This is a genomic window from Kitasatospora sp. NPDC049285, assembly GCF_040678815.1.
Classification (GTDB): Bacteria; Actinomycetota; Actinomycetes; order Streptomycetales; family Streptomycetaceae; genus Kitasatospora.
In genome coordinates this window covers 1-20610 of the sequence record NZ_JBFAQR010000020.1, presented here as the reverse complement: position 1 = coordinate 20610, position 20610 = coordinate 1, and the positions used below count along the sequence as shown (strand labels likewise).

Here is a 20610-nt window from a genome sequence, read left to right as displayed (position 1 = left end):
CCACGCTGTCCGCATTCGGCCGCGAAGCGGAGACGGCCGTCGGCAGCGGTACCGGCACCGCGGCGCCAGGAACAGCACGGCGTCCGCCCGGGCGGACTTTGAGACCTCAAACAGGGCTCTGCCCGCACCCCACGCAATCACCGCCGTCGGCAAGGGCAGTTGTGGATGGGGCTGACGAGTGGATCGATCTTGACGCGCTCGTGGATGACGGGCTACCCCCGCGCGCGTGGAGCTGGCCCGGACACCTGCACCAACACCATCGGGCTGTTCATGTCCGACTGAACTCTCGTCGAGGTGGCCGTGCTGTGCCTGCCGGCAGGCAAGTGCACCAGATGAGCTGAGGTTGCCCTAACCAAAGCTGCCCATCTGACGATTCCTCATAGTTCAAATCCCCTTATCCAGAAGGGACTTGGAGAACTCATCCCACCAGTACTGGTTCAACCAAGGTGGCCCCGAACATCGCCACCACGTGCTGCGCGCCGAGCCCGACCGTCCTCCCCCACGACAGCCGCTCGTCCGGCTTCACCACCGCCCCGGGCCGCGGGGAGCGCCCGTCGCCGTGCAGCTTCCACCCGAACCCGACGTTCATGCCGCTCTCCGCCTCTGCGCTCGACCATCCGTACGTCGCGCCATGATCTCCCACGGCGGCCGGCGCACCGACGCAGGCCACCCGTGTCATCGATCGACGGACCGCGGGGACGGCCACCACAGCTCCATCACTCCGCGTTCGGCAACGACTGAGTGCAGGCCCGGCAGGGAAGATCCTCGGGGAACCCGTTCCGGGGCCGGCATCGCTATGCTGACCCTCCTCATCGACGCCGATTCCGGCTTGGTCGTCATGATCGGACGCCGAGCGCCGGGCAGCCGCCACGAGTGCGAGGCCCGGGCGGAGTCCGGTGCCGAGGTCGCCGTGGGCAGGACCACCGCGACCGCCGGCAGGGGCGTTCCGAGCCCCGCACGTGTGAGCGGGTTACTGACGGAGCATCAACTACGCTGCTGCCAGCCGTAGAACCCGTGTCCGAGATCCGAGGTTTCGGCCTACCCTCGCAGTTCGGCGCCTTGAGCCTGGCGGAGGATTCATCTGAAGGGAGCCACCCGTGGTCGAAGCGTATGGCGGCCAACCGGAGCGCGCCGGCCAGGTGCCGTTCGTCGGCAGAGCTGCCGAAGTCGGGCTGTTGGACTCGGTGTTGGATCAGCTCAAGGGCGGCGGACTGGCCATCATCGACGTCACGGGTGAGGCCGGGATCGGCAAGAGCCGGCTGCTGGCGCAGTTCTGCGCGCGGATCCGCAGCCGGGGGCTGACCGTGCTGAGCGGGCAGGCCACCGAGTACGAACAGCACAGCCCGTTCAGGCCGTTCGCGGATGCGTTCGCCGACCTCAGCCCCGTGGTGCTGCGCCGCTTCCCCGCGCTGGCGGAGCTGTCGCCGGCCCTGCGGGGCGTCGCCGAGACGCCGGTCGCCCCGGGCGACACCAACCGGTTCGCCCTGTACCAGGCCACCGCGGCCCTGTTGGACCGGCTCGGCCCGCACGGGCTCGCCGTGGTGCTGGACGACCTCCACTGGGCGGACCCGGCGTCGCTGGAGTTGGTGGACCACCTGGTGCGCCATCCCGTCTGCTCTCCGCTCCTCCTGGTCGTCTCCCGCCGGGGCCGGCAGACTCCGCCCGTGCTGACCACGTCGCTCGCGCGTGGTGTGGACTCCGGGACGGTGCTCCGGATCACGCTGGGCCCGCTGGCCGAACGTGACTGCGTGGAGGGCCTGGCCGCAGATCTTCCGCAGCCGCAGGCTTCGGAGCTGTACGCGGCGAGCGACGGCAACCCGCTGTACTTCCTCGCCCTCCTCCAGGCCCACCGCGAGGCCCGCCAGTCACCGGGGCGCCCCTCCCCCGTCGCGGGCCGGGCGGTGTCCGGAGAGCCGGACGGCCTGCCGGTCGGGCTCGGCACGCTGCTGCTCGACGAGTTGGCGCCGCTGAGCCCCGTGGAGCGCCGGATCCTGGAGGCGGCCGCCGTCCTGGGGGACCACACCACCCCGCGGATGATCGGGCTACTGACCGGGTCCGGCTCCGAGGAGGTCATCCACGCGCTGCGGGGGTTGATGCACCGTGACCTCCTGCGGCGAGGACAGGGCGGACGGCTGGCGCTGCGGCATCCGCTGGTCCGGGAACTCGTCCACGAGAACATCGACCCGTGGCTGCGGGAGGACTTCCACCGCCGGGCCTCGGCGGAGATCGCCGCCGCCGGAGCCACCGTCATCGAGCGGGCCTACCACGTCGAGCGGTCGGTGACCTACTGGGATCCGCAGGCAGCCGGTGTCCTCGTCGCGGCCGCCGAGCAGAGCGCCGCGACCGCTCCGGCCGCCTCCGCACACTGGCTCGGCGTCGTCCTGCGGCTGCTCCCGGACGGCCCGGAACACCTCGCCGCCCGCCGCGAACTGACGCTCCTGCGGGCCCGCGCGCTCGGCGTGAGCGGCGGGCTGCAGGAGGGCCGGGACCTCCTGCAGCAGGTGATGGACATGCCGGCCCCGGACCGCTACGACGACATCCGCGCCGCTGCGGCCACGCTGCGCGGCCAGTTGGAGCGGCAGCTCGGACGCCACCAGGAAGCCGAGGCGATGCTCCGCCGTGAACTGGCCCGCACCCCCGGGCCGTCGGCGTCCCACGCGGTCCGGATCGGCCTGGAGCTGTGCTCCTGCATCCTGTCCGCCGCCCGCTACCCGGAGGCCCGTGCCGACATCAACGAGGTTCTGGCTGCGGCGCGTTCGCTCGGCGACGAGATCGGCGAGCTGGGCGCCCTGGCCCGGATCGCCCTGGGCGAGGCGTACGAGGGCGACCTGGGCACGGCCCGCACCGTTGCCGCATCGGCGGCCGCACTCGCCGAGACCCTGGCCGACTCCGACCTCGCCGAGCTGTGCGAATCGCTGTGCACCCTGGGCTGGACCGAGGCGTTCCTGGAGGACTACGCCGCTGCCGAGAGCCGTCTGGACCGCGGGCTGGAGATCGCCCGGCGGACCGGCCAGGTCTGTCTGGTCCCGCAGTTCCTGACCGCGAAGGCCTACGTCCACTTCAGCACCTGTCGGATCACCAGCGCGCTGGAACTGGCCGAGGAGGCCGAGCCGATGGCGCGCGCCGTGGGGAGTGACGAACTGCTCGCCTTCACCCTGGCGTTCCGCTCCCAGATCCTGCAGCAGGCCTGCCGGCCGGAACCACCGAGCGCACTGGCCGTCGCGGAGGAGGCCGCGGCCGCGGCCGGCGGCAACGACCACTGGTGGGCGACCCTGGCGCTGTGCATGCTCGCCTCCGCCGCACTCGACGCCGCCGATCCGCACCGGGCGACGGACATCCTGCTGCGGGCCGGCGGCGGAAGCGACCTGCGCCGGCTGCAGCCCTCGACCCGCCCCAACTGCCTGGAGATGCTCAGCAGCGCCGCCCTCGCCGTCGGCGACACCGACGCCGCGGTGCGCTGGGCGGAGCGCGCCCGCAAGGAGGCGGAGCAACTCGGTCTGCCGGCCCAGCGCGGCGCGGCGCTGCGCAGTCTCGGCCGGATCGCCGCGTACCACGGCGACTCGGCCGAGGCGGCCCGGATGTTCACCGCGGCGGCCGAGCAGAGCGTCCGGTCCCGGGCGACGCTCCGCGAAGCGCAGTCACTGCTCCTCGCCGCTCCGCACGCGCGCGCCGTGGGCGACGGCACCGGCGCGGCCGAGATGTGGCACCGGGGATCACGGCTGGCTTCGGAGGGAGGGGCCCGCCTGCTCTCGGGCCTCGCCGAACGCATCCGTCCGGTGGTCTTCGCCGCCCCGGCCGAACCGGCCGGTGAGCTGGTCTCGCTGACCGCCCGCGAACGGGAGGTGGCCGAACTGGTCGCCGAGGGCCTGACCAGCGCCGCGATCGCCGACAAGCTCGTGCTCAGCCCGCGCACCATCGAGTCCCACATCGCCCGGATCTACCGCAAGACCGGCGTGTCCAGTCGCGCCGCGCTGGCCGTCATCGTGAGCCGCAACACCGGGCCTGAGCAGGCGTACCTCAAGGCCCGCCGGCCTGCCCCCGAGGTGCCGCTTCCCGCTGACGGTCCGGAAGCGGGCGACCTCGCGCCGGCGACGCCGCGGGCCGTGGTCGACGCGCCCCGGCTGCTCGGCCGGGAGGTCGAACTCGACGCGGTGACCCGGGCGTTGGAGGCGCTGAAGGCGGGCTCCGGTCGGGCGGTCGTCCTGGTCGGCGAGCCGGGCATCGGGAAGAGCTGCCTGCTGTGGACGGCCGCCGCGCACGCCCGGTCCCAGGGCGTGCCCGTGCTCGCCGCGCGCGGCAAGCACGCGCCGCTGCCTCCGCTGCCCGCCGGACCCGACCTCGTGGACGTCTACGAGCTCGCGGCGCGCGCCGACGACCGCGCCGCCGTCCTGGCGGTGGTGGACGACCTGCACGAGCTCGCGCCCGAGCGGATCGCGGACGTGGAGCGGCTGTTGGAGGCCACCGTCACCGGTCCGGTGCTGTGCCTGATGGCCTACCGGCAGCGCCAGCTCTCGTCCCCGCTCGCCGCGGTGCTCTCCCGCGCGTCGTCCGCCGGGCTCCTGGAGGTGTGGAACCTCGGACCGCTCTCCCGGGCGCAGGCCCGCGAGTTGCTCGGCGACCGGCCGGACCTGGAGGAGGTCCACGGCGTGGCGGGCGGCAACCCGCAGTACCTCAAGGTGCTGGCCGCCGACGGTGGGACGGCGGCCGATGCCGGGACGGCGATCCTCGGCGAACTCGACGGTCTCGACGCCGTCGCCCTGTCAGTCGTCCAGGTCGCGGCGGTCCTCGGCGATCACGTCCACCCGGAACTCCTCGCCGCCGTCGCGGACTTGGACCCGCAGGAGGTCATGGCCGCAGTGGACGGGCTGACCCGGCTCGACCTGGTCCGCCCGGCCGAGCCCGCGCCGCGGCTGTCGCTGCGTCACCGGGCGGTCGCCGACGTCGTCTACGAGCGGCTGGAGCCCAGCCGCCGCATCGCCCTGCACCAGCGCGCGGAGGCCGAACTCGCCCGGCGGGCGGCGCCGATCGCGGAGCGCGCCCACCACGTCGCGCGGGCCGCCGACCCGTGGCAGCCGGAACACGCGACGACGCTGATCGCGGCGGCCCGCGGCATGCTCTACACCGCTCCGGCCGTGGCGACGGGCCACCTGCAGGCCGCCCTGTCGCTGTTGCGCGAGGGCGGGGCGCACTGGTACGAGGCGAAGGTCCTGCTCGCCCGGGCCCGGCTGCTGACCGGGGACGCCTCGGAGGGCCGGGCGCTGCTCGAGGCGCTGCGTTCGGAGATTCCCGGCGGGCCGGCCGACGGTGCGACCGCGCTCGCCGACTCCAGCCGGATCGAACGGCGACTGGGCCGGTACAGCGAAGCCGGCGCCCTCGCCCGTGCCGGACTCGCGGCGTTGACCGACGACGACTCGGCCACCGCCGCCGCCCTGCACGCGGAACTGGCCGACTACGCCTACGACGTGCAGGACTACGAGACGTGCCAGCAGCACGCCGAGACCGCCGCCGGGCTCGCACGGGCGCACTTCGACCCGGTCGGCGAGGCCAACGCCCTGGGCAAGGCAGCACTCGGCCACCTGTTCACCGGAGACCAGGCGGGCGCGCTGGCGACGCTGGCCAAGGCCGCCGACATCCTGGACACCGTCCCCGACACGATGCTGGTGGCCTACCTGGAAGCCGCGTTCCAGGTGGGCATCGCCGAAGGCATGATGGGACGGCTGGCCGACTCGGAGCGCCACCTCGCCCGTGGCGCGGACCTGTCCCGGCGCACCGGGCAGACCTACATCCATCCGCAGATCCTGACGGTCCTCGGCAACGCCCGGCTGCGCGCCGGGAACCTGTCCGGCGCACTGACCACGCTGGACGAGGCCGACCAGCACGTCAGACGGATCGGCGACACCACCACCGAGACGGTCCTCATGACGCTGCGGGCCGAAGTACTGCTCTGGCGCGACGGCCCCGGTGACCTGGCGGAGGCGTCCGCCACCGCCGAACGTGCCAGGGCGGCCGTCGGCAGCACGCTGACCTCGTGGGCGGTCTCCGTGCGCTGCGCCCAGGCCGAGTTCATCCTGCACACGGGCGACCCGGCCCGGGCCGGCTGGCAGTTGCTGGACGTCGCGGGCGGCGAGGAGCTGCCGAGGCTCACCGCCTGGCGCAGGCCCCGCTGGTGCGACCTGCTGGCGCAGGTGGCAGCCGCGGACGGCGACCCGGCCGCCACCGACCGCTGGGCGCGGCTGGCCGAGGAGAGCGTCGCCCAACTTCCCTCCGTGGGCCGGCAGGGCTTCGCATTGCGGGCCCGTCTGCGGGCCCACGCGGTGGGTGGGGACACCGACGGCGCACTGCGCTGCGCCCAGGACGCGATCGCGGACTTCGCCGACGCCGGTGACCGCATCGAGCTGGCCCGCACCCTGCTCACGGCGGCGGCGGTGTCGCTGGACGCCGGGCGGACCGACGCGGTGGGCGGTTGGCTGCACCGGGCCGCGGTGCTGGCCGACCAGTGCGGCTCGGCACGCCTGGGCGCCGACGCCGCCGACCTGCGGGCGCGACTGGCCACCGCCGCCCCGCCGTCCCGGTGAGCGCCACGCCGCTCACGACGCAACGGTGGCGAGGGGCTCATTGGTCGTCAGCCGGTGTGCCTCGCCGTCGAGGTGGAGGATCCGTCGGGCGCGGGCGGCGGAACCCGTGCGGTGGGCGATCACGATGAGCGTGCCGGGGCGGGCCCGGAAGGCTCGTTCCGCCCGCTCCTCGGCGGCCGGGTCGAGGTGGGCCGTGGCCTCGTCGAGGATGACGACCGGTGCGGGTGAGAGGTAGGTGCGGACGAGTGCCAGGAGTTGGCGTTCCCCGCTGGAGAGGTCGGCCGGATCGCCCACCTGCGCGTCGAGGCCGCCGAGCCGGGTGAGCAGGGGCTGGAGCCCGACGCACTCGGCGGCGTGGAGGACGGCGGCGTCCTCGGCGAGCGGGGCGAGGTAGCGGAGGTTGTCCCGGACCGTTCCGGGGAACACGTACGCCTCCTGGGGGACCAGGACGACCAGGCGGCACCGGGTCTCCTCCGGCAGCGCGGTGACCCGGCGACCGGCGAACGCGACGGCGCCGGACGTCGGTTCGTGGAGGCCGGCGAGCAGGGCGGCGAGGGTGGACTTCCCGATGCCGCTGGCTCCGGTGATCACCAGGTGGTCGCCGAACGGGACGGTGAGGCTCAGGTCGTGCAGCACCGGCTCGGCGCCGACGCCGTAGGCGAAGCACAACCGGTCGACGGTCAGGTCCGGCATCGGCACGGACTCGGCAGGGCTCCCGAGCGGCGACCCGTCCGGCCCCGGGCGGGCGGGCGCCGACCGTTCCGGCGCGACCTCGCCGAGGCGGTGCAGCAGCACACCCAGCTGGCTCCAGTAGCCGCCGACCGTGCCGGTCATCAGCTGCAGCGCCGGAACGACGGACCCCGCCACGTAGACGGCCGCGCCGATCAGGGCGCCGACGGTGATCGGGTGACCGTCCGTCAGGCGCGGGCCGAGCAGCAGGCCCAGCAGCGGGACGTACCCGCCGAGCAGCACCACGGGGATGCGCAGGGTGACGGCGCGTCCGACGCGCAGCAGGGAGTTGCGGGCCCGGTCCGACTCCGCCTCGACCAGCGCCGCCGCGTGCTCCTCGGCCCCGAGCGAGGTGACGTCGCGGGCGGCGGCGAGGACCGCCCCGACCTGGCGCGCCACCTCCTCCGCGGCGAGGAGGGCGTCCCGGCGCAGCGCGGTCAGCCGGCGCATGGACCAGGCGAAGAGGGCCACCGCCGCGGTGAGCGGGACCAGCACCAGGACGGCCAGCAGCGGGTCGAGCCCGGCCAGTCCGACCAGCGCCGCGAGGAGGGTGACCGCCAGCGGGCGCGCCGTGCGCAGCAGGGACGCGATCAGGCCGCGGGCGGAGTCGATCTGGCCGCTGAGCCGGGACACGCTCGCCGTGCCCGGGTCGCGGCCCAGCTCGGTCGCCTGGCGCAGGGTGTTGTGGACGACCCGACGGGTGAGGTGGTCGCGCAGCGGTTCGACGACTGCGGCCATCGGGTCGAACATGGCGCGCTCGGCGCAGGCACGGACCAGGTACAGCAGGGCGAGGACGCCCAGCCAGGCCAGTCCGGTGCCGGTGCGGTGGGCCAGGAAGCCGTGGTCGAGGGCGGCGGCGGTCACCCAGCCGGAGGCGAGTGCGGGGGCCGCCTCGACCGCGGACAGCCCGGCGATCCGCAGCAGTGGTCGCCGGCTCCCGTGCAGGCCGTCGGCGAGCAGCGCCGCCGCGGTCGGTGTCAGGCCCAGGCGCGGCGTCCTCCTGAACCACGGTGCGGCGGCGGCCGGTTCGGCTGCCGCGCCGGTCAGCGGTCGGCTGTGCATCGCTGCTCCTTGCCGGGGAGGTCGTCGTCGGTGGGTTCGGCGGCGGTGGGTTCGGCGGCGGTGGGTTCGGCAGCGGGCGCGAAGACGGCCCGGTAGGCGGGGTCCGCCCGGAGCACGGCGTGCGGGGCGAAGCCGCGGATGCGTCCGTCGTGCAGCCAGGCCACCAGGTCGCAGCGGGCGGCGGTGGTGGCGCGGTGGGTGACGATCAGTCGGGTGCTGCCGCCGAGCCGTTCGGTGACGGCCTCGCTGACCAGGGTCTCGGTCACCGTGTCCAGCCCTGAGGTGGCGTCGTCCAGCACGTGCAGCAGGGCCGGGCGGGCCAGGGCACGGGCCAGCCCGATGCGCTGGAGCTGTCCCCCCGACATCGGCGCGAGGCTCGGCGGGGTGTCGTAGCCGGCGGGCAGGCGGCGCACGAACGGGTCGGCCTGCGCGGCGCGGGCGGCGGACTCGACGGCGTGGCGCGGGAGTTCGGGACGTCCGAAGGCGATCGCCTCGTGCAGGGTGCCGCCGGGCAGCGCGGGGCGCTCGAAGGCGTAGGCGACGGCGTCGTGCAGGGTACGCAGGTCCAGCTCCCGGACGGGCACCCCGCCGAGCAGCACCTCCCCCTCGTCCGGGTCGGCCAGCCGGCCCGGCAGCGCGGCCAGCAGGCTCTTGCCGGATCCGGTCGCGCCCACCACGGCCACTGACGCTCCGTCGGGGACGTCCAGGTCGAGCCGGTCCAGCACGGCGGTGCCGGAGCGGCGGACGGTGACGCCGCGCAGCGACAGCGCCCCGCTCGGCGGCGGCGTGCGCAGCGGCCCGCCCTCGACGACGGGCCGGTCCAGGACCTCGCCGAGCCGGGACGCGCCGGCCCGGGCGCTCGCCAGACCCAGGAACACGTCCACCTGGTCGAGCAGGCCGGAGGCCAGGGTCAGGTAGCCGGTGACGGCCAGCAGGCTGCCGGGGCTGATGCGTCCGGCGACCAGGTCCAGCCCCGCGGTGGCCAGGACCAGGACCTGGGTCAGCGGCATCAGCAGCCCGATCTTCCACACCACGTCCCGCTGGACGCGCCAGATCGCGTGTCCCGCGGCGGACAGGTCCGGCAGCGGGGCGACCACGCGTTCCGTCTCGACGGCCAGGGTGCCGACCGCGCGGATGGTGCGGGCCCCGGCGAGCGCGTTCACCAGCAGGGTCGCCATGCCGGTCTGGGCGGCCAGGTAGCGGGCCTCGGCGTCGCCGGCCTCGGTGATGAACCTGCGCGCCACCAGCGCGGTGAGCGGGAACAGCACGGTGAAGACCAGGCCGGCCCGCCAGTCCACCGTCCAGAGCGCGACCAGCGCCACGGCCGAGCCGGCGGACGCGACGGCTGATTCGGTCGCCTGGGCGGGGAGGGTGGCCGCCTGGGGCGCGGCCTGGACCACCTGTGTCACCGCCTCCCCGACCGGGAACGGCGATCGCGGCCCGAGGCCGAGCAGCCGACGGACCGTCAGCATCCGTATCCAGGCGGTGCCGTGCGCACCCGCCGAGACCGAGAGCCGCACCGTGGCGGTCTCGCCGATCGCGCCGGCGGCCAGCACGGCGGCCAGGGCGGCGACCGGCCGGACGGTGTCGCCGTGCCGCAGCACCGCGTCCACGGCCCGGGCCAGCAGGACCGGGAGGGCCAGCCCCGCGGCCACCTGCGTACCGAGTGCGGCGGTGAGCAGGATCAGTCGCGTGCGCAGGCGGATCGCGGTGGCGACCAGCAGTCGGCCACCGGGGGTGGCTGGCATGGAACCTCCGGGAGGAGAAAGGGGGCGTGGGCGCGGTGCCGGAGCCGGGTCGCTCCGGCACCGCGGTACCGCTACGGCGTCAGACGCCCGTCGAGTGGCAGGTGGACCGGCAGCTGACGGAGCAGCTCAAGCCGCAGTTCCCGGCCAGCTCCTCGTCGGCGGGGAGTTCCTGCAGGGCGTCCAGGTCGAGCTCCATGTACGGCACCTCTTTCGGTGTGTGGGTCGGACTGGTGGCGGGCTGTCAGAACCCGGTGACGGTGCAGGTCGCCGGACAGGTGCCGGAGCAGCTCCGGCCGCAGTAGCCGGTCTGCTCCTCCTGCGCGGGCAGTTCCTGCAGCGCGTCGAGGTCGAGTTCCATGCGAGGTCCTTTCTGGTGTGGGTTGTCCTTGCGGGCGCCGGTCACGGGTCGGTGATCGTGCAGGTGGCCGGGCAGACCGTCGGGTAGCAGCTCTTGGTGCAAGCGCCGGTGGTCTGCGTCTCCTGCGGCGCGAGCTGCTGCAGGGCGTCGAGGTCGAAGTCCATGGGTGATCACCTCCTCTCACGGGATCGGTGGCGCGGGCTGAAGGGCTGTCAGACGGTGCTCACCGGGCAGGTGGACGGGCACACCGTCACCTGGCAGCTCCGGCCGCAGCTCCAGGCACAGGCGGCAGCCGCCTGCTCCTCCTGCGAGGCAAGCTCCTGCAGGGCGTCGAGGTCGAACTCCATGAATGATCACCTCCTCTCACGGACCGTGATCTGACGGACCGTCACCTACCGGCTCACTGGTTGCCGGTGGCCAGGCAGGTCGCCGGGCAGGACCCGCCGCAGCTGACGCCGCAGCTGAAGCGGCAGCCGATGCCGGCCTGGTCCTCCTCGGCGGGCAGCTCCTGAAGCGCGTTGAGGTCGAATTCCATGGGTGATCACCTCCTCTCACGGACTGGCACACGGGCCGAACGGATCACTGGCCGTAGAGGGTCGTGGACGTCAACGCGGAGCAGGCGGAGAACCTGCAGCTCGCCTTGCACGTACCTGCAGCCAGCTCCTCCTCGGGGGGAAGCTCCTGCAGGGCTTCCAGGTCGAACTCCATGAACGGTCACCTCCTCTCGTGCGCGGGTACACCGGCGGGGTCGGCGGCCGGCTCGCCGTCGATGAGGAACCGGGTCACCAGGGCGGCGATCGGGTCCTGGACGGAGGAACCGAGGGCGGCGTGGCCGCGGTCGGGGGGTTCGAGATACCGGAAGTCCGTGCCCTCGCGGCGGCCGAGGTCGGCCAACTGGCGTGCCAGGGAGCGGGAATGCTCCACCGGCGTGGACTCGTCGCGGGCCCCGTGGACCAGCAGCAGCCGGGCCCGCAGGTCGGCGGCGAACCGGGTCACGTCACGCGGCCCGAGGGCGTCGGTCGCCTCGGTGAGCCCGTCGAGGCGCTCCACCATGCCGCGCACTGTGGCGAAGCCCTCGGCGTGCAGCCGGGGTCCGGACAGGAACGGGGCGACGGCCACGCAGCCGGACCACAGGTCCGGTCGGGTGCCGGCGGCCAGCAGCGCCAGGTAGCCGCCGTAGCTGATGCCGAGCACGGCGGGGCGCTGCAGTCCCGCCGCGCGGTGGTCCCGGACGTGGGCCGCGACGGCCGACACGTCGGCGAGGTCGGGCACGCCCCAGGCTCCGACGAGCGCGAGCGTGTGCGCCGCCCCGTAGCCGGTGCTGCCGCGCTGGTTGGGTGCCACGACCGCGATGCCGGCCGCCGCGAGGAGTTGGAACAGCGGGTTGAAGCCGAGCGTCCAGTGGCTGGTGGGGCCGCCGTGCAGGGCCACCACGACGCGCGGGCTGGTGCGCCAGTCCGGTCCGTGGACCACGGCCTCGACCGGCCCCTCCGCCCCGGGGAAGGTCTCCACCCGGCCGGGCAGCCAGGGCTCCACCGGCGCGGCGGGGAGCCGCAGTTCCGGCGAGCCCGGTGGCAGCCAGGCCATGGTCCGGGGCCGCCGGGGGTCGGAGTGCGGGAGCCAGAGCCCCGCGGGGGTCCAGGCCGCGAGCGGGAGGAGTTCGCCTTCCGGCACCGCGATCCGGTGCACCGCCCCGGACTCGGTGTCCCAGCAGCTGAGCAGCGAGTGGGCGCCGACGGTCTCCAGGACCGCGACGAACGTCCCGGTCGGGTCCAGCGCCAGCGGGTAGACGGTCCCCCGTGGCGGAGTGTCCGGGTCGAACGGGCGGATGCTGCCGTCGGCGAGGTCCGCCCGGGCGAGCGACGATCCCTGCGGCCCCCGCCGGGCGAGCAGCACCTGGTGCTCGGTGCCGGCCAGCACGCGGGAGGCGTCGTCGGGGAACGGCACCGGGACGGTGGTCCCGTCGCGGGGATCGACCAGCAGGCGCACCCGGCCGGACGCCGGTTCCAGGGTGAACAGGACCCGCGGGCCGCAGACCGTCACGTCCCGGACCGGCCCCGGCAGCCGGACCAGCTCCTGCAGCCACGGGGTTCCGGTGGTCACCCGGTACAGCGCCGTCTCCTCGTCCGCCGCACCCCCGCCGCGGCTCGACCAGGCCAGTGCCAGGCCGGGTGCTCCCTCCGGCAGGCCCAGCAGGGCGAGCGGTGCGTGCTGCGTGCTGCCCACGGCGCTGAGCCGCCCGTCGTCGTGCAGCAGGCTCAGGGTCTGGGTGTCCTCGGGGCCGTGCCGGGAGACCAGCAGGCGTTCGCCGTCCAGCGGGAGGACCATCGTGTAGGTGAGGTCGCCCGTCAGCTCGGCGGAGAAGTCCAGGACCGGCCCGTTCTCCCGCAGGCTCCAGCTCTCGGCGTACTGCCGGCCGGACTCGGTGGTGGCCAGGCAGGCGGCCCGGGTGCCGGAGGCGGAGAACCGGAAGCTGATCCGCGCCGTCACCGTGGTGTCATCGATGCGCCCCCGCCAGGGAGTTGTCACCGCGTCACCAACTGCATCGAGCACCGGGCCCCGTCGACGGCCTGCTCCGAGGCCCCGTCGACCATCCAGGGCCTGACCCCGCCGTGCGCCAGCCGCAGCAGGAAGCCGACGGCGCCGCTCAGCCCGACGTTGTAGTCGACGGCCACGCCCTGCGAGGACTCGTCGGGGATCACCAGGCGTCCGCCGCGGATGCCGTGGCGCAGCGCCATCGCGCAGGCCAGTTCCTCGGCCCACTCGCGGTACGGGCCGCCGACGGCGTCGGCGAGGTCGAGCAGGAACTCGCCGTTGCCGGCCAGGCCGTGACAGGCCGCGGTGCCCGAGTACCACCGGGCCCGGCGGACCGCCTGCGCGGCCTCCTCCGTCAGCTGCAGGTACTCGGCGTCACCGGTGGCCTGCCACAGCCGCAGCAGGAAGGTCCCCACGCCGGAGGCGCCGCTGCACCAGTGGGTGCGCATGCCCGTGCCGGGCTCGTCGGCGCGGTCGTTGCGCCAGTGCGCGCCCGACGGTTCGCGCTCGGCCTCGGCGACCAGGGTCCTCCCGGCGGCCACCGCGGCCGCCAGGTACCGCTCGTCGCCCGTGGCCTGCGCGATCGCCAGCAGGGTGTACCCGACTCCGGCCACGCCGTGCGCGAACCCGAGGTGGGAGATGCCCGCCAGGAGCGAGTCGACGCTGGCGGGGACGGGCCAGTAGACCTGGCCGTCGCTGTGCTCGGCGGCTGCCAGCAGCGCCTCGCCGCCCTTGGTCGCCCGCTCCAGGAACTCGCCGCGGCCGGTGCCCCGCCACAGGTGGAGCTGGGTCAGGACGGACCCCGCGACGCCGTGGCAGACGTCCGGGTTGGGCCACTCCACCGGCACCGCGAGGGCCAGGTCGACCGCCTGCCGCTCGAGTTCCGCGTCACCGAGGTGGCGGGCCGCGTCGAAGAGCGCCCAGGCGGTGCCGGAGCGCCCGAAGTAAAGGCCGGGCAGCAGCCGGGGGATCGCGTCGCGCCGCCGAGCGGTCCAGTCCGCCGCCCGGACGACGGCCGCGCGCAGGTCGTCCCGGTGCAGGTGGCGGTCGGCGAGGGTGAGCACGCCCAGGACGCCGGCCGAGCCGTGCTGGACGTTGCAGGGGTCGGTGCCGTCGCCGAAGTCGGTGCTCGGCCACAGCCGGCGGGCGTCGTCACCGGGGGCGGCCATGGTCGCCAGCAGGTGGGCGAGACCGTCGTCGGTGAAGCGCTGCCGGTCGGCGTCGGACAGCCGGTCCGCGGCTGCGGTGTCTCCGCCGGCCGGGACGACGGCCGCCGGGACGGTGCAGGTGGCGAGGAACTCCCGGAGCCGGTCGAGCGACCAGCGCTGCTCGGGGTCGTCGGCGGTCAGGCCGCGCACCGCCGGTGCCACCATCCGCGCCGCGGGGTAGTGCACGCCGGCCGCGTGCAGGACCGCGGCGAGGCGCTCGTGCACGGAGAGCGGCTTCGGGCCGTCCTTCCCGAACATCGGCGCCGTCCCCACCGCGAGGAAGGCCAGCACCGTTCCCAGCGAGTACAGGTCGGCCGTCTGCTGCGGCACCCAGCCCTCGCCGGGGTTGCGCACGACCTCCAGGGCGGCGAAGCCGAGCGTGTGACCCCGGACGCCCCACTCGCCGGGGACGCGTGCCATCTCCGGGTCGATCAGCTTCAGCTCGCCGTCCGGGGTCACCATGATGTTGAGCGGGGTGAAGTCCTGGAACACCAGCCCGCGCGCGTGGACCTCGGCCAGCAGCCCGGTCAGCTTCCGCGCCATGTCCAGCAGCCGCGCCGGTTCCAGTCCGCCCCGCCAGTCGCCGTCCGCCAACTGCTCGTCGAGCCACTGGGCCAGGGTCACCCCGGGGACGAGGGACTCCACCAGGAAGGTGTGGCCGTTGAGGTCGAAGAGGTCGACCGGCTCGGCGGTGATCCCGGCCAGGGTGCTCAGGGCCTGCCACTCGCTGCGCAGGCCGCTGCGGCAGTCCTCGCCGTTCAGCCGCCCGCCCACGTGCGCGCGGGCCTGCTTGACGATCACCTCCGCGCCGGTCCGGTGGTCCAGCGCCCGGTACACGCCGCCGCGGGCGGAGTGCCGGATCGCCTGGCGCACCTCGAAGCGGTCGGCGAGCAGCGCGCCGGGCTTGGACGCCTTCGGCGGGCTGGGGTACGGGAGTTCCGCCCAGGACGGCGGGCAGAACCACGGCTTGCGGCGGTCCTCGACCGGGGTCCCGTCCGGATCGGCGACCCGGATCTCGAACACCCCGTCGTCGGTGAGCACCGGAACGCCCCGGAACGCGCCGAACCGGTAGTGCACCAGGCTGCCGGGCCGCAGCGGCCGGTCGTTCAGGATGGCCGGCCCGGGAAGCCCCGCCGTGGCCTCGTCGAGCGCCGTGGCGAGCTCGCGGAACTCGTCCTCGTCGGACGGGTAGACGGCGATGATCTTCCCGCACTGGGCCCGGTCGTACCGCTCGCCGGTCATCTCCTCGACCATCCTGATGCTGCGGGAGAACTTGAACGCGACCCCGCGCGGGACCAGGACGTGCGCGACCCGGTGCAGCACCTCCGGAGCGGACAGCCGCGTCGCGGAGACGTGGAGCTTCCACCCCTGTACCCGGTCGACCCCGCCGTCGCCGGCCGGTGTCACCCGGCACCAGACCTCGTCCTCGGTGAACGACCAGCCGTCCAGCCCGCGCTCGGCGAGAACCGACTCCACCACCCACTGCAAGCGAAAGTCATGCACGTGACTACCCCATCCGACGATCCGCCGCTCGGCAGCGACCTTGACGGCCAATCTGGCAGCGGACCGGGGGGACCAGCATGAGGGTGCGACCCTCGTTTCTCCCGCGCCGCCGGCAGTTGCGTAAGGGGCTGGCGTAGTTCAACGGACGCTGCCTGGGCGGGACATGACTGACGATCAGCTCCACGGGGCCTCAGCACGTCAGAGGGGATGCCTATGAGGGAACAGAACCCGCCGCCGACCGGCCGGGCGCACGAGATGTCACTCCTCCGGTCGGCCGTCACCGCATGCGCCGACGGAGCGTCCACCGTCCTCGAGATCACCGGCGACCCCGGCCTGGGGAAGTCCACCCTGCTCGCCGAGCTCGAACGGCTGGCCCGGGCCGAGGGGTTGACCGTCCTCTGCGACCGCTCCTCGGCCTTCGAACGGCAACGCCCGCTCCTGCTGGACCTGCTCCGGACCGCCGCGCAGGAGCACCCCGGACGGCACGGGCCGCGCCCGGACCTCGCCCGACTGCTCGCGGACGCCGACCGCGGCCGCGGCGTCCTGCTCTGCCTGGACGACCTGCACTGGGCCGGTGAGGCCACGCTCGGCCTGCTCCACGACCTGCTGCGACGAGCGCCCGGCACCGCGTTGATCCTGGCCTGCGGTCACCGGCCACGGCAGTCCCCGGCCCGACTCCTGGCCGCGCTCCAGCACCCGGCGGCGCCCTACCGGGTCCTCCGCGTCCCGCTCGCGCCGCTGGACCGGGAAGCCTGCGAAACCCTGCTCGGCCCCGGGTACACCTCCGACGACCGGGACCGGCTCTGCACGGCCGGCCAGGGCAACCCGTTCTACCTGAGCCTGCTGGGCGACCTGGCCCGGAACGCCGCCGCCGGTCTGCCGGAGGCCGTCCGGGCGGCCCTGATCCGGGAGACCGCCGTGCTCTCCGCCGACGAACTCGCGGTGCTGCGCGCCGCGTCCGTGCTCGGCGACCCCTTCGACCCGCTGCTCCTCGCGGCGGTGGCCGACCTCCCCGACCAGCGCGCGCTGGACGCCCTCGACGGCCTGTCCGCACTCGACCTCGTCCGGTCCGCGGACCCCGCGGGAGCACCGTCGGACGTGCACCGGCTGCTGCGCTCACGCCATCCCGTCCTGCGCGAGGCGGTGGCCGGGGACACCCCGCCGGGCTGGGCCCTGGCCGCGCACCGCCGCGCCGACCTGGCCCTGCGCGACAGCGGCGCCGGGCCGGTGGAACGCGCCCCCCATGTCGCGCGCTCGGCGCGCCCCGGGGACCGCGAGGCCCTCGCGGTGCTGGTCGAGGCGGCTGCGTCGACCCTCCACCTCTCCCCCGCCACCGCGGCCACCTGGCTGCGCGCCGCGCTGCGCCTGTCCGCCACCGACCGCTCCGGCGAGGTGGCCCCGCTCCGACGCGGCATGCTGCTGGGGCTGGCCGAAGCCGTCGCGATGACCGGCGACCTGGCCGGGTGCCGCGACAGCCTCGGTCAGGCCCTCGACCTGGTGCCACCCGACCGACCCGAGCTGCGGGTGCCCCTGGTGGCAGCCGGGTCGGCCGTCGAACGCACCCTCACCCCGCGGTCGAACGGCCCCGCCCTGGAACGCGAACTGGCCCGCTGGCCGCAGCACGACCCCCGCGCCGACCCGCTCCGGCTGCAACTCGCCATCGTGCGCACGGCGCAGGGCAGGTACGACGAGGCCGCGGGCCTCCTCGACACGCTCCGGGCAAGCCGTTCCGACCGCAGGACCCGGACCGCCGTCGCCGCCTGCCGCGCCCTGGGCGCCGCGTACCGCGGCTGCCGGGAACCCTCCCGAACGCACGCGGTCGAAGCGGCAGCCGCGTTCGCCTCCATGAAGGACGGGGAACTGGCCGCCTGCCTCGACGGGGCCGCCCAGTTGGGCTGGGCCGAAGCACTGTCCGAACGCCACCACGACGCCCTGCGCCACACCACCCGCGCCGTCGCGATCGCCCGCCGGACCGGGCAGACCCACCTGCTGCCCCACCTGCTGCTGTGCCAGTCCTACGCGCAGCAGGCGACCGGCGAACTGGCGGGCAGCGCCGCCGCGGCCGGAAGCGCCGAGGAGACGGCACGTCAGCTCGCCCTGCCCCACCTCGCGGCCTTCGCCCTGACCCTGCGGGCCGCGGCGACCGCCCTGCAGACCGGCCCCACCTCGGCGGCCGAAACCGTCGAGCAGGCGCTTCGCGCCGTCGACCGTCGCGGACGGCTCTGGGAGGCGTCCGCCGGCATGCTGGCCGCGCTGCGCCTGGAGCAGGGCCGACCCGACGACTGCCTGGACCTCATCCGCGCCGTCGTCGAACCGGGCCGCCCGGTGCCCCTGCCCGCCCTGCGGGCCATGTGGTGCTGTACCGCCGCCCGGGCCGAGGCGGCCCGGGGCGACCATGCCGCGGCCCGGGACTGGGCCACGGCCGCCGCCGAGGCGGCCGACACCGTGGACCTGCCCGGCCAGCGCGGATACGCCGCACTCGCCCTGGCCTCGGTGCGGAGCGACGACCCCGACACCGCCGCCGAACTCTGTCGATCCGCAGCCGACCTCTTCGCCTCCGCGGGCCTCTCCCCCGCCGAGGCCCGAGCCCGCCTGCTGCTCGGCCGCAGCCTCGCCGACGGTCACCGGCTCGACGAGGCCGCACTCGCCGTCGGTCGGGCGAAACAGCTCGCCGACGCCTGCGGGGCCGCCCACCTCGGCATCCTCGCCGTCAACGCCCAGCGCCGGATCGGCGGTCACCGCCCCCGCCCCGGCCGCCACGCCCCCGCCCACCCCGCCCTGTCCGAACAGGAGCACCGCATCGCCGAGCTCGTCGCCCGCGGCCGGAGCAACCGCGCCATCGCCGCCGAACTCTTCATCTCCGTCAAGACCGTCGAAGGACACCTGACCCGCATCTTCCGCAAGCTCCACGTCACGTCGCGGTCCGACCTGATCATCGCCCTCGGCATCCTGGAGGCCGCCTGAGCACCCATCACCACGGCTGCTGCGTAGGGGATTTCCGTGAACTTACGGATGCCTCCCGGCCGCACGACCGGAAGGATCACCGCAAGCGAGGAACATCACCGCTGTGCTCTGAAGAACAGCACAATCACGAACAATGTGGAGGTCCCGCATGGGCCTGGCCGAACGCCGCAGCGTCGAGCGGTTCAAGAACGACGACTACCCGGGCTGGAAGTCGCGGATCGACGAGGCGGCAGGCTTCGAGGTGCCGATCGAGGTGGAGTGGCAGGAACTGGCCGTCCCCGACTACGCCGACAGCTACGCCGACTACTTCCCCCAGGTGTACTTCCAGCCGCTGGTGGACGCGCTGAGCGTGGTCGGGGCCGACGACATGGGCAAGGAGGCGCTCCGCGAGGGGATCTCCAAGGTCGTCATCCGGAACACCGGTGAGTACTTCAGCCCGGCCGGGATCTCCTTCACCGACGGCGTGCTGACGTTCGACCACAAGTCGGACACCAACACCCACCACGGCGAGGAGCGCGCGAAGCGCCTCCAGGAGGCCCTCGAAGCCGGGCTCTGAGCTGCAGCCCTGCATCTGCTGTGAATGGGGGGAGCCCCGGCCGTTGTGTGGTCGGGGCTCCTGTGTGCTGGGTGGGTCAGTGTTGGAGGGTGAGGAGGCCGGGGCGCCAGGGGAGTTGGTCGTAGGGGCCGCCGGCGGTGGGGTTCTTGCCCTGGTAGAGGAGTTGGAGGTTGCAGGGGTCGATGGTCATGGTCTGGTCGGGGTTGTTGCGGACGAGGTCGCCGTGGCTGATGTCGTTGGTCCAGGTGGCGCCGCTGTTGGCCTTGCCGGCGAAGGGGTTGTTCTCGTTGGCGGCCTGCGGGGTCCACGACCCGTTGAGGCTGGTGGCGGTGAAGGAGCGGAAGTAGCGGCCGTTGGCGCCCTGGGCTTCGACGATCATGAGGTACTGGTTCTGGTCCTTGACCTTGTAGACCTGGGGGGCTTCGAAGAGGTTCGCGGCGGTGTCGGTCATGACGGTGGTGTAGGTGGAGCCGAAGCTGCTGGGGAAGTTGCCGAGGGGCATGCTGGCGCGGTAGATGCTGCCGTTGTCGCCGGCGAAGAACAGGTACATGTTCTGGCCGTCGGCGATGAGGGTCTGGTCGATCGGTCCGGTGCCGGAGTTGGGGATGCTGCCGGTGAACAGGGGCTGCGGTGCGGACCAGCCGTTGGGGTTGGTGGGGTCGCTGGAGGTGCGGTAGATGAAGGGCCACTGGCCCCACTGGTAGGCGAGGATCCAGATGTTCTTGGGTGCGAAGTAGAACAGGGTGGGTGCGACCGTGGCCTGGCTCATGCCGCTCTGGCCGGTGGTGGCCATGTCGGACCAGTTGGTGAACGGGCTGAACATCATCGACCCGTAGGAGGATCCGGAGACGTTCGAGGCGTAGACGAGGTGCTTGCCGTTGTAGACGACGTCGGTGAAGTCCTTCACGGACGCCCAGCCGTTGGCGGGCTGTGCGAGTGCGCCGCTGGAGGACCAGCGGTAGGAGGAGGGCAGCGCGCACGAGCCGCCGGTGGGCGACGGGGTGGGGCTGGGGGTGGGGGTGCCGGTCAGGCCGGTCCACTTCTGGTTGCTGCCGCCGTTGCAGGTCCACAGTTCGACGGCGGTGCCGTTGGCGGTGGCCGCGCCGGTGACGTCCAGGCACAGTCCGGACTCGACGCCGGTGATCGTGCCGTCCGTGTTCACCCGCCACTGCTGGTTCGCGCCGCCGGTGCACGCCCAGATCTGCACCCTGGTGCCGGCGGTGGTGGCGTGGCCCGGGACGTCCAGGCACTTGCCGCCGTACACGGTCAGCTGACCCGCGGACGTGGCCGTCCACTGCTGGTTCACGCCGTTCGAGCAGTCGTAGATCTGCACGGCCGCGCCGTCGGCCTGACTCGCGTTCTGCACGTCCAG

14 protein-coding genes and 1 pseudogene are annotated in these 20610 nt (G+C 74.1%); 3 read left to right on the top strand and 12 right to left on the bottom strand.

Annotated features, from left to right (window positions below; all coding sequences use genetic code 11):
- Positions 1-421: 421 nt before the first annotated feature.
- Positions 422-589, bottom strand: a pseudogene (locus tag AB0K51_RS15610) (nitrate reductase); the annotation flags it as partial.
- A gap of 508 nt (positions 590-1097) precedes the next feature.
- Between AB0K51_RS15610 and AB0K51_RS15605 the strand changes: the two are divergent.
- Positions 1098-6575 carry an AAA family ATPase gene (locus AB0K51_RS15605; RefSeq protein ID WP_363454685.1) on the top strand — a complete coding sequence of 1826 codons (5478 nt, stop codon included), beginning with the start codon at positions 1098-1100 and terminating at the stop codon, positions 6573-6575.
- A 12-nt stretch (positions 6576-6587) separates the two neighbouring features.
- Here the strand turns inward: AB0K51_RS15605 and AB0K51_RS15600 are convergent, their stop codons facing one another.
- The 10 genes from AB0K51_RS15600 to lanL all read right to left on the bottom strand — a co-directional run bounded on the left by AB0K51_RS15600 (position 6588) and on the right by lanL (position 15694).
- Positions 6588-8366 carry an ABC transporter ATP-binding protein gene (locus tag AB0K51_RS15600; protein WP_363454683.1) on the bottom strand — a complete coding sequence of 593 codons (1779 nt, stop codon included), beginning with the start codon at positions 8364-8366 and terminating at the stop codon, positions 6588-6590.
- Complete coding sequence (locus tag AB0K51_RS15595) at positions 8348-10114, bottom strand: ABC transporter ATP-binding protein (protein ID WP_363454681.1); 1767 nt, start codon at positions 10112-10114, stop codon at positions 8348-8350. The genes AB0K51_RS15600 and AB0K51_RS15595 overlap by 19 nt, the downstream gene beginning before the upstream one ends.
- Positions 10115-10193: 79 nt before the next feature.
- Positions 10194-10310 (bottom strand): ALQxL family class IV lanthipeptide, encoded by a 117-nt coding sequence (locus tag AB0K51_RS15590; protein WP_363454679.1) that lies wholly within the window; start codon positions 10308-10310, stop codon positions 10194-10196.
- Positions 10311-10355: 45 nt separating this feature from the next.
- Complete coding sequence (locus AB0K51_RS15585) at positions 10356-10472, bottom strand: ALQxL family class IV lanthipeptide (RefSeq protein ID WP_363454677.1); 117 nt, start codon at positions 10470-10472, stop codon at positions 10356-10358.
- Between the two features lie 41 nt (positions 10473-10513).
- Positions 10514-10636, bottom strand: a complete 123-nt coding sequence (locus AB0K51_RS15580; protein ID WP_363454675.1) for an ALQxL family class IV lanthipeptide — start codon at positions 10634-10636, stop codon at positions 10514-10516.
- A 48-nt stretch (positions 10637-10684) separates the two neighbouring features.
- Entirely contained in the window at positions 10685-10819 is a 135-nt protein-coding gene (locus tag AB0K51_RS15575; RefSeq protein ID WP_363454673.1) for an ALQxL family class IV lanthipeptide, read from the bottom strand.
- 53 nt (positions 10820-10872) lie between these two features.
- Positions 10873-11007: an ALQxL family class IV lanthipeptide gene (locus AB0K51_RS15570; protein WP_363454671.1), complete on the bottom strand. Its 135-nt coding sequence runs from the start codon at positions 11005-11007 to the stop codon at positions 10873-10875.
- 44 nt (positions 11008-11051) lie between these two features.
- On the bottom strand, positions 11052-11180 hold the full coding sequence (locus tag AB0K51_RS15565; protein WP_363454669.1) for an ALQxL family class IV lanthipeptide: 129 nt from the start codon (positions 11178-11180) through the stop codon (positions 11052-11054).
- A 6-nt stretch (positions 11181-11186) separates the two neighbouring features.
- Positions 11187-13001, bottom strand: a complete 1815-nt coding sequence (locus tag AB0K51_RS15560; protein ID WP_363454667.1) for an alpha/beta fold hydrolase — start codon at positions 12999-13001, stop codon at positions 11187-11189.
- Positions 12998-15694 (bottom strand): class IV lanthionine synthetase LanL, encoded by a 2697-nt coding sequence (gene lanL / locus AB0K51_RS15555; RefSeq protein ID WP_363454665.1) that lies wholly within the window; start codon positions 15692-15694, stop codon positions 12998-13000. Before lanL ends, AB0K51_RS15560 begins: the two co-directional genes overlap by 4 nt.
- A 237-nt stretch (positions 15695-15931) precedes the next feature.
- Here lanL and AB0K51_RS15550 point away from each other — a divergent pair, with 237 nt between their 5' ends.
- Both AB0K51_RS15550 and AB0K51_RS15545 read left to right on the top strand, forming a co-directional pair.
- Positions 15932-18682 carry a LuxR C-terminal-related transcriptional regulator gene (locus AB0K51_RS15550; protein WP_363454663.1) on the top strand — a complete coding sequence of 917 codons (2751 nt, stop codon included), beginning with the start codon at positions 15932-15934 and terminating at the stop codon, positions 18680-18682.
- Positions 18683-18830: 148 nt separating this feature from the next.
- Positions 18831-19238: a hypothetical protein gene (locus AB0K51_RS15545; RefSeq protein ID WP_363454661.1), complete on the top strand. Its 408-nt coding sequence runs from the start codon at positions 18831-18833 to the stop codon at positions 19236-19238.
- Between the two features lie 76 nt (positions 19239-19314).
- Here AB0K51_RS15545 and AB0K51_RS15540 read toward each other — a convergent pair.
- Positions 19315-20610: non-reducing end alpha-L-arabinofuranosidase family hydrolase (locus AB0K51_RS15540; protein ID WP_363454659.1), on the bottom strand; the 1296-nt coding region annotated here is incomplete at its 5' end.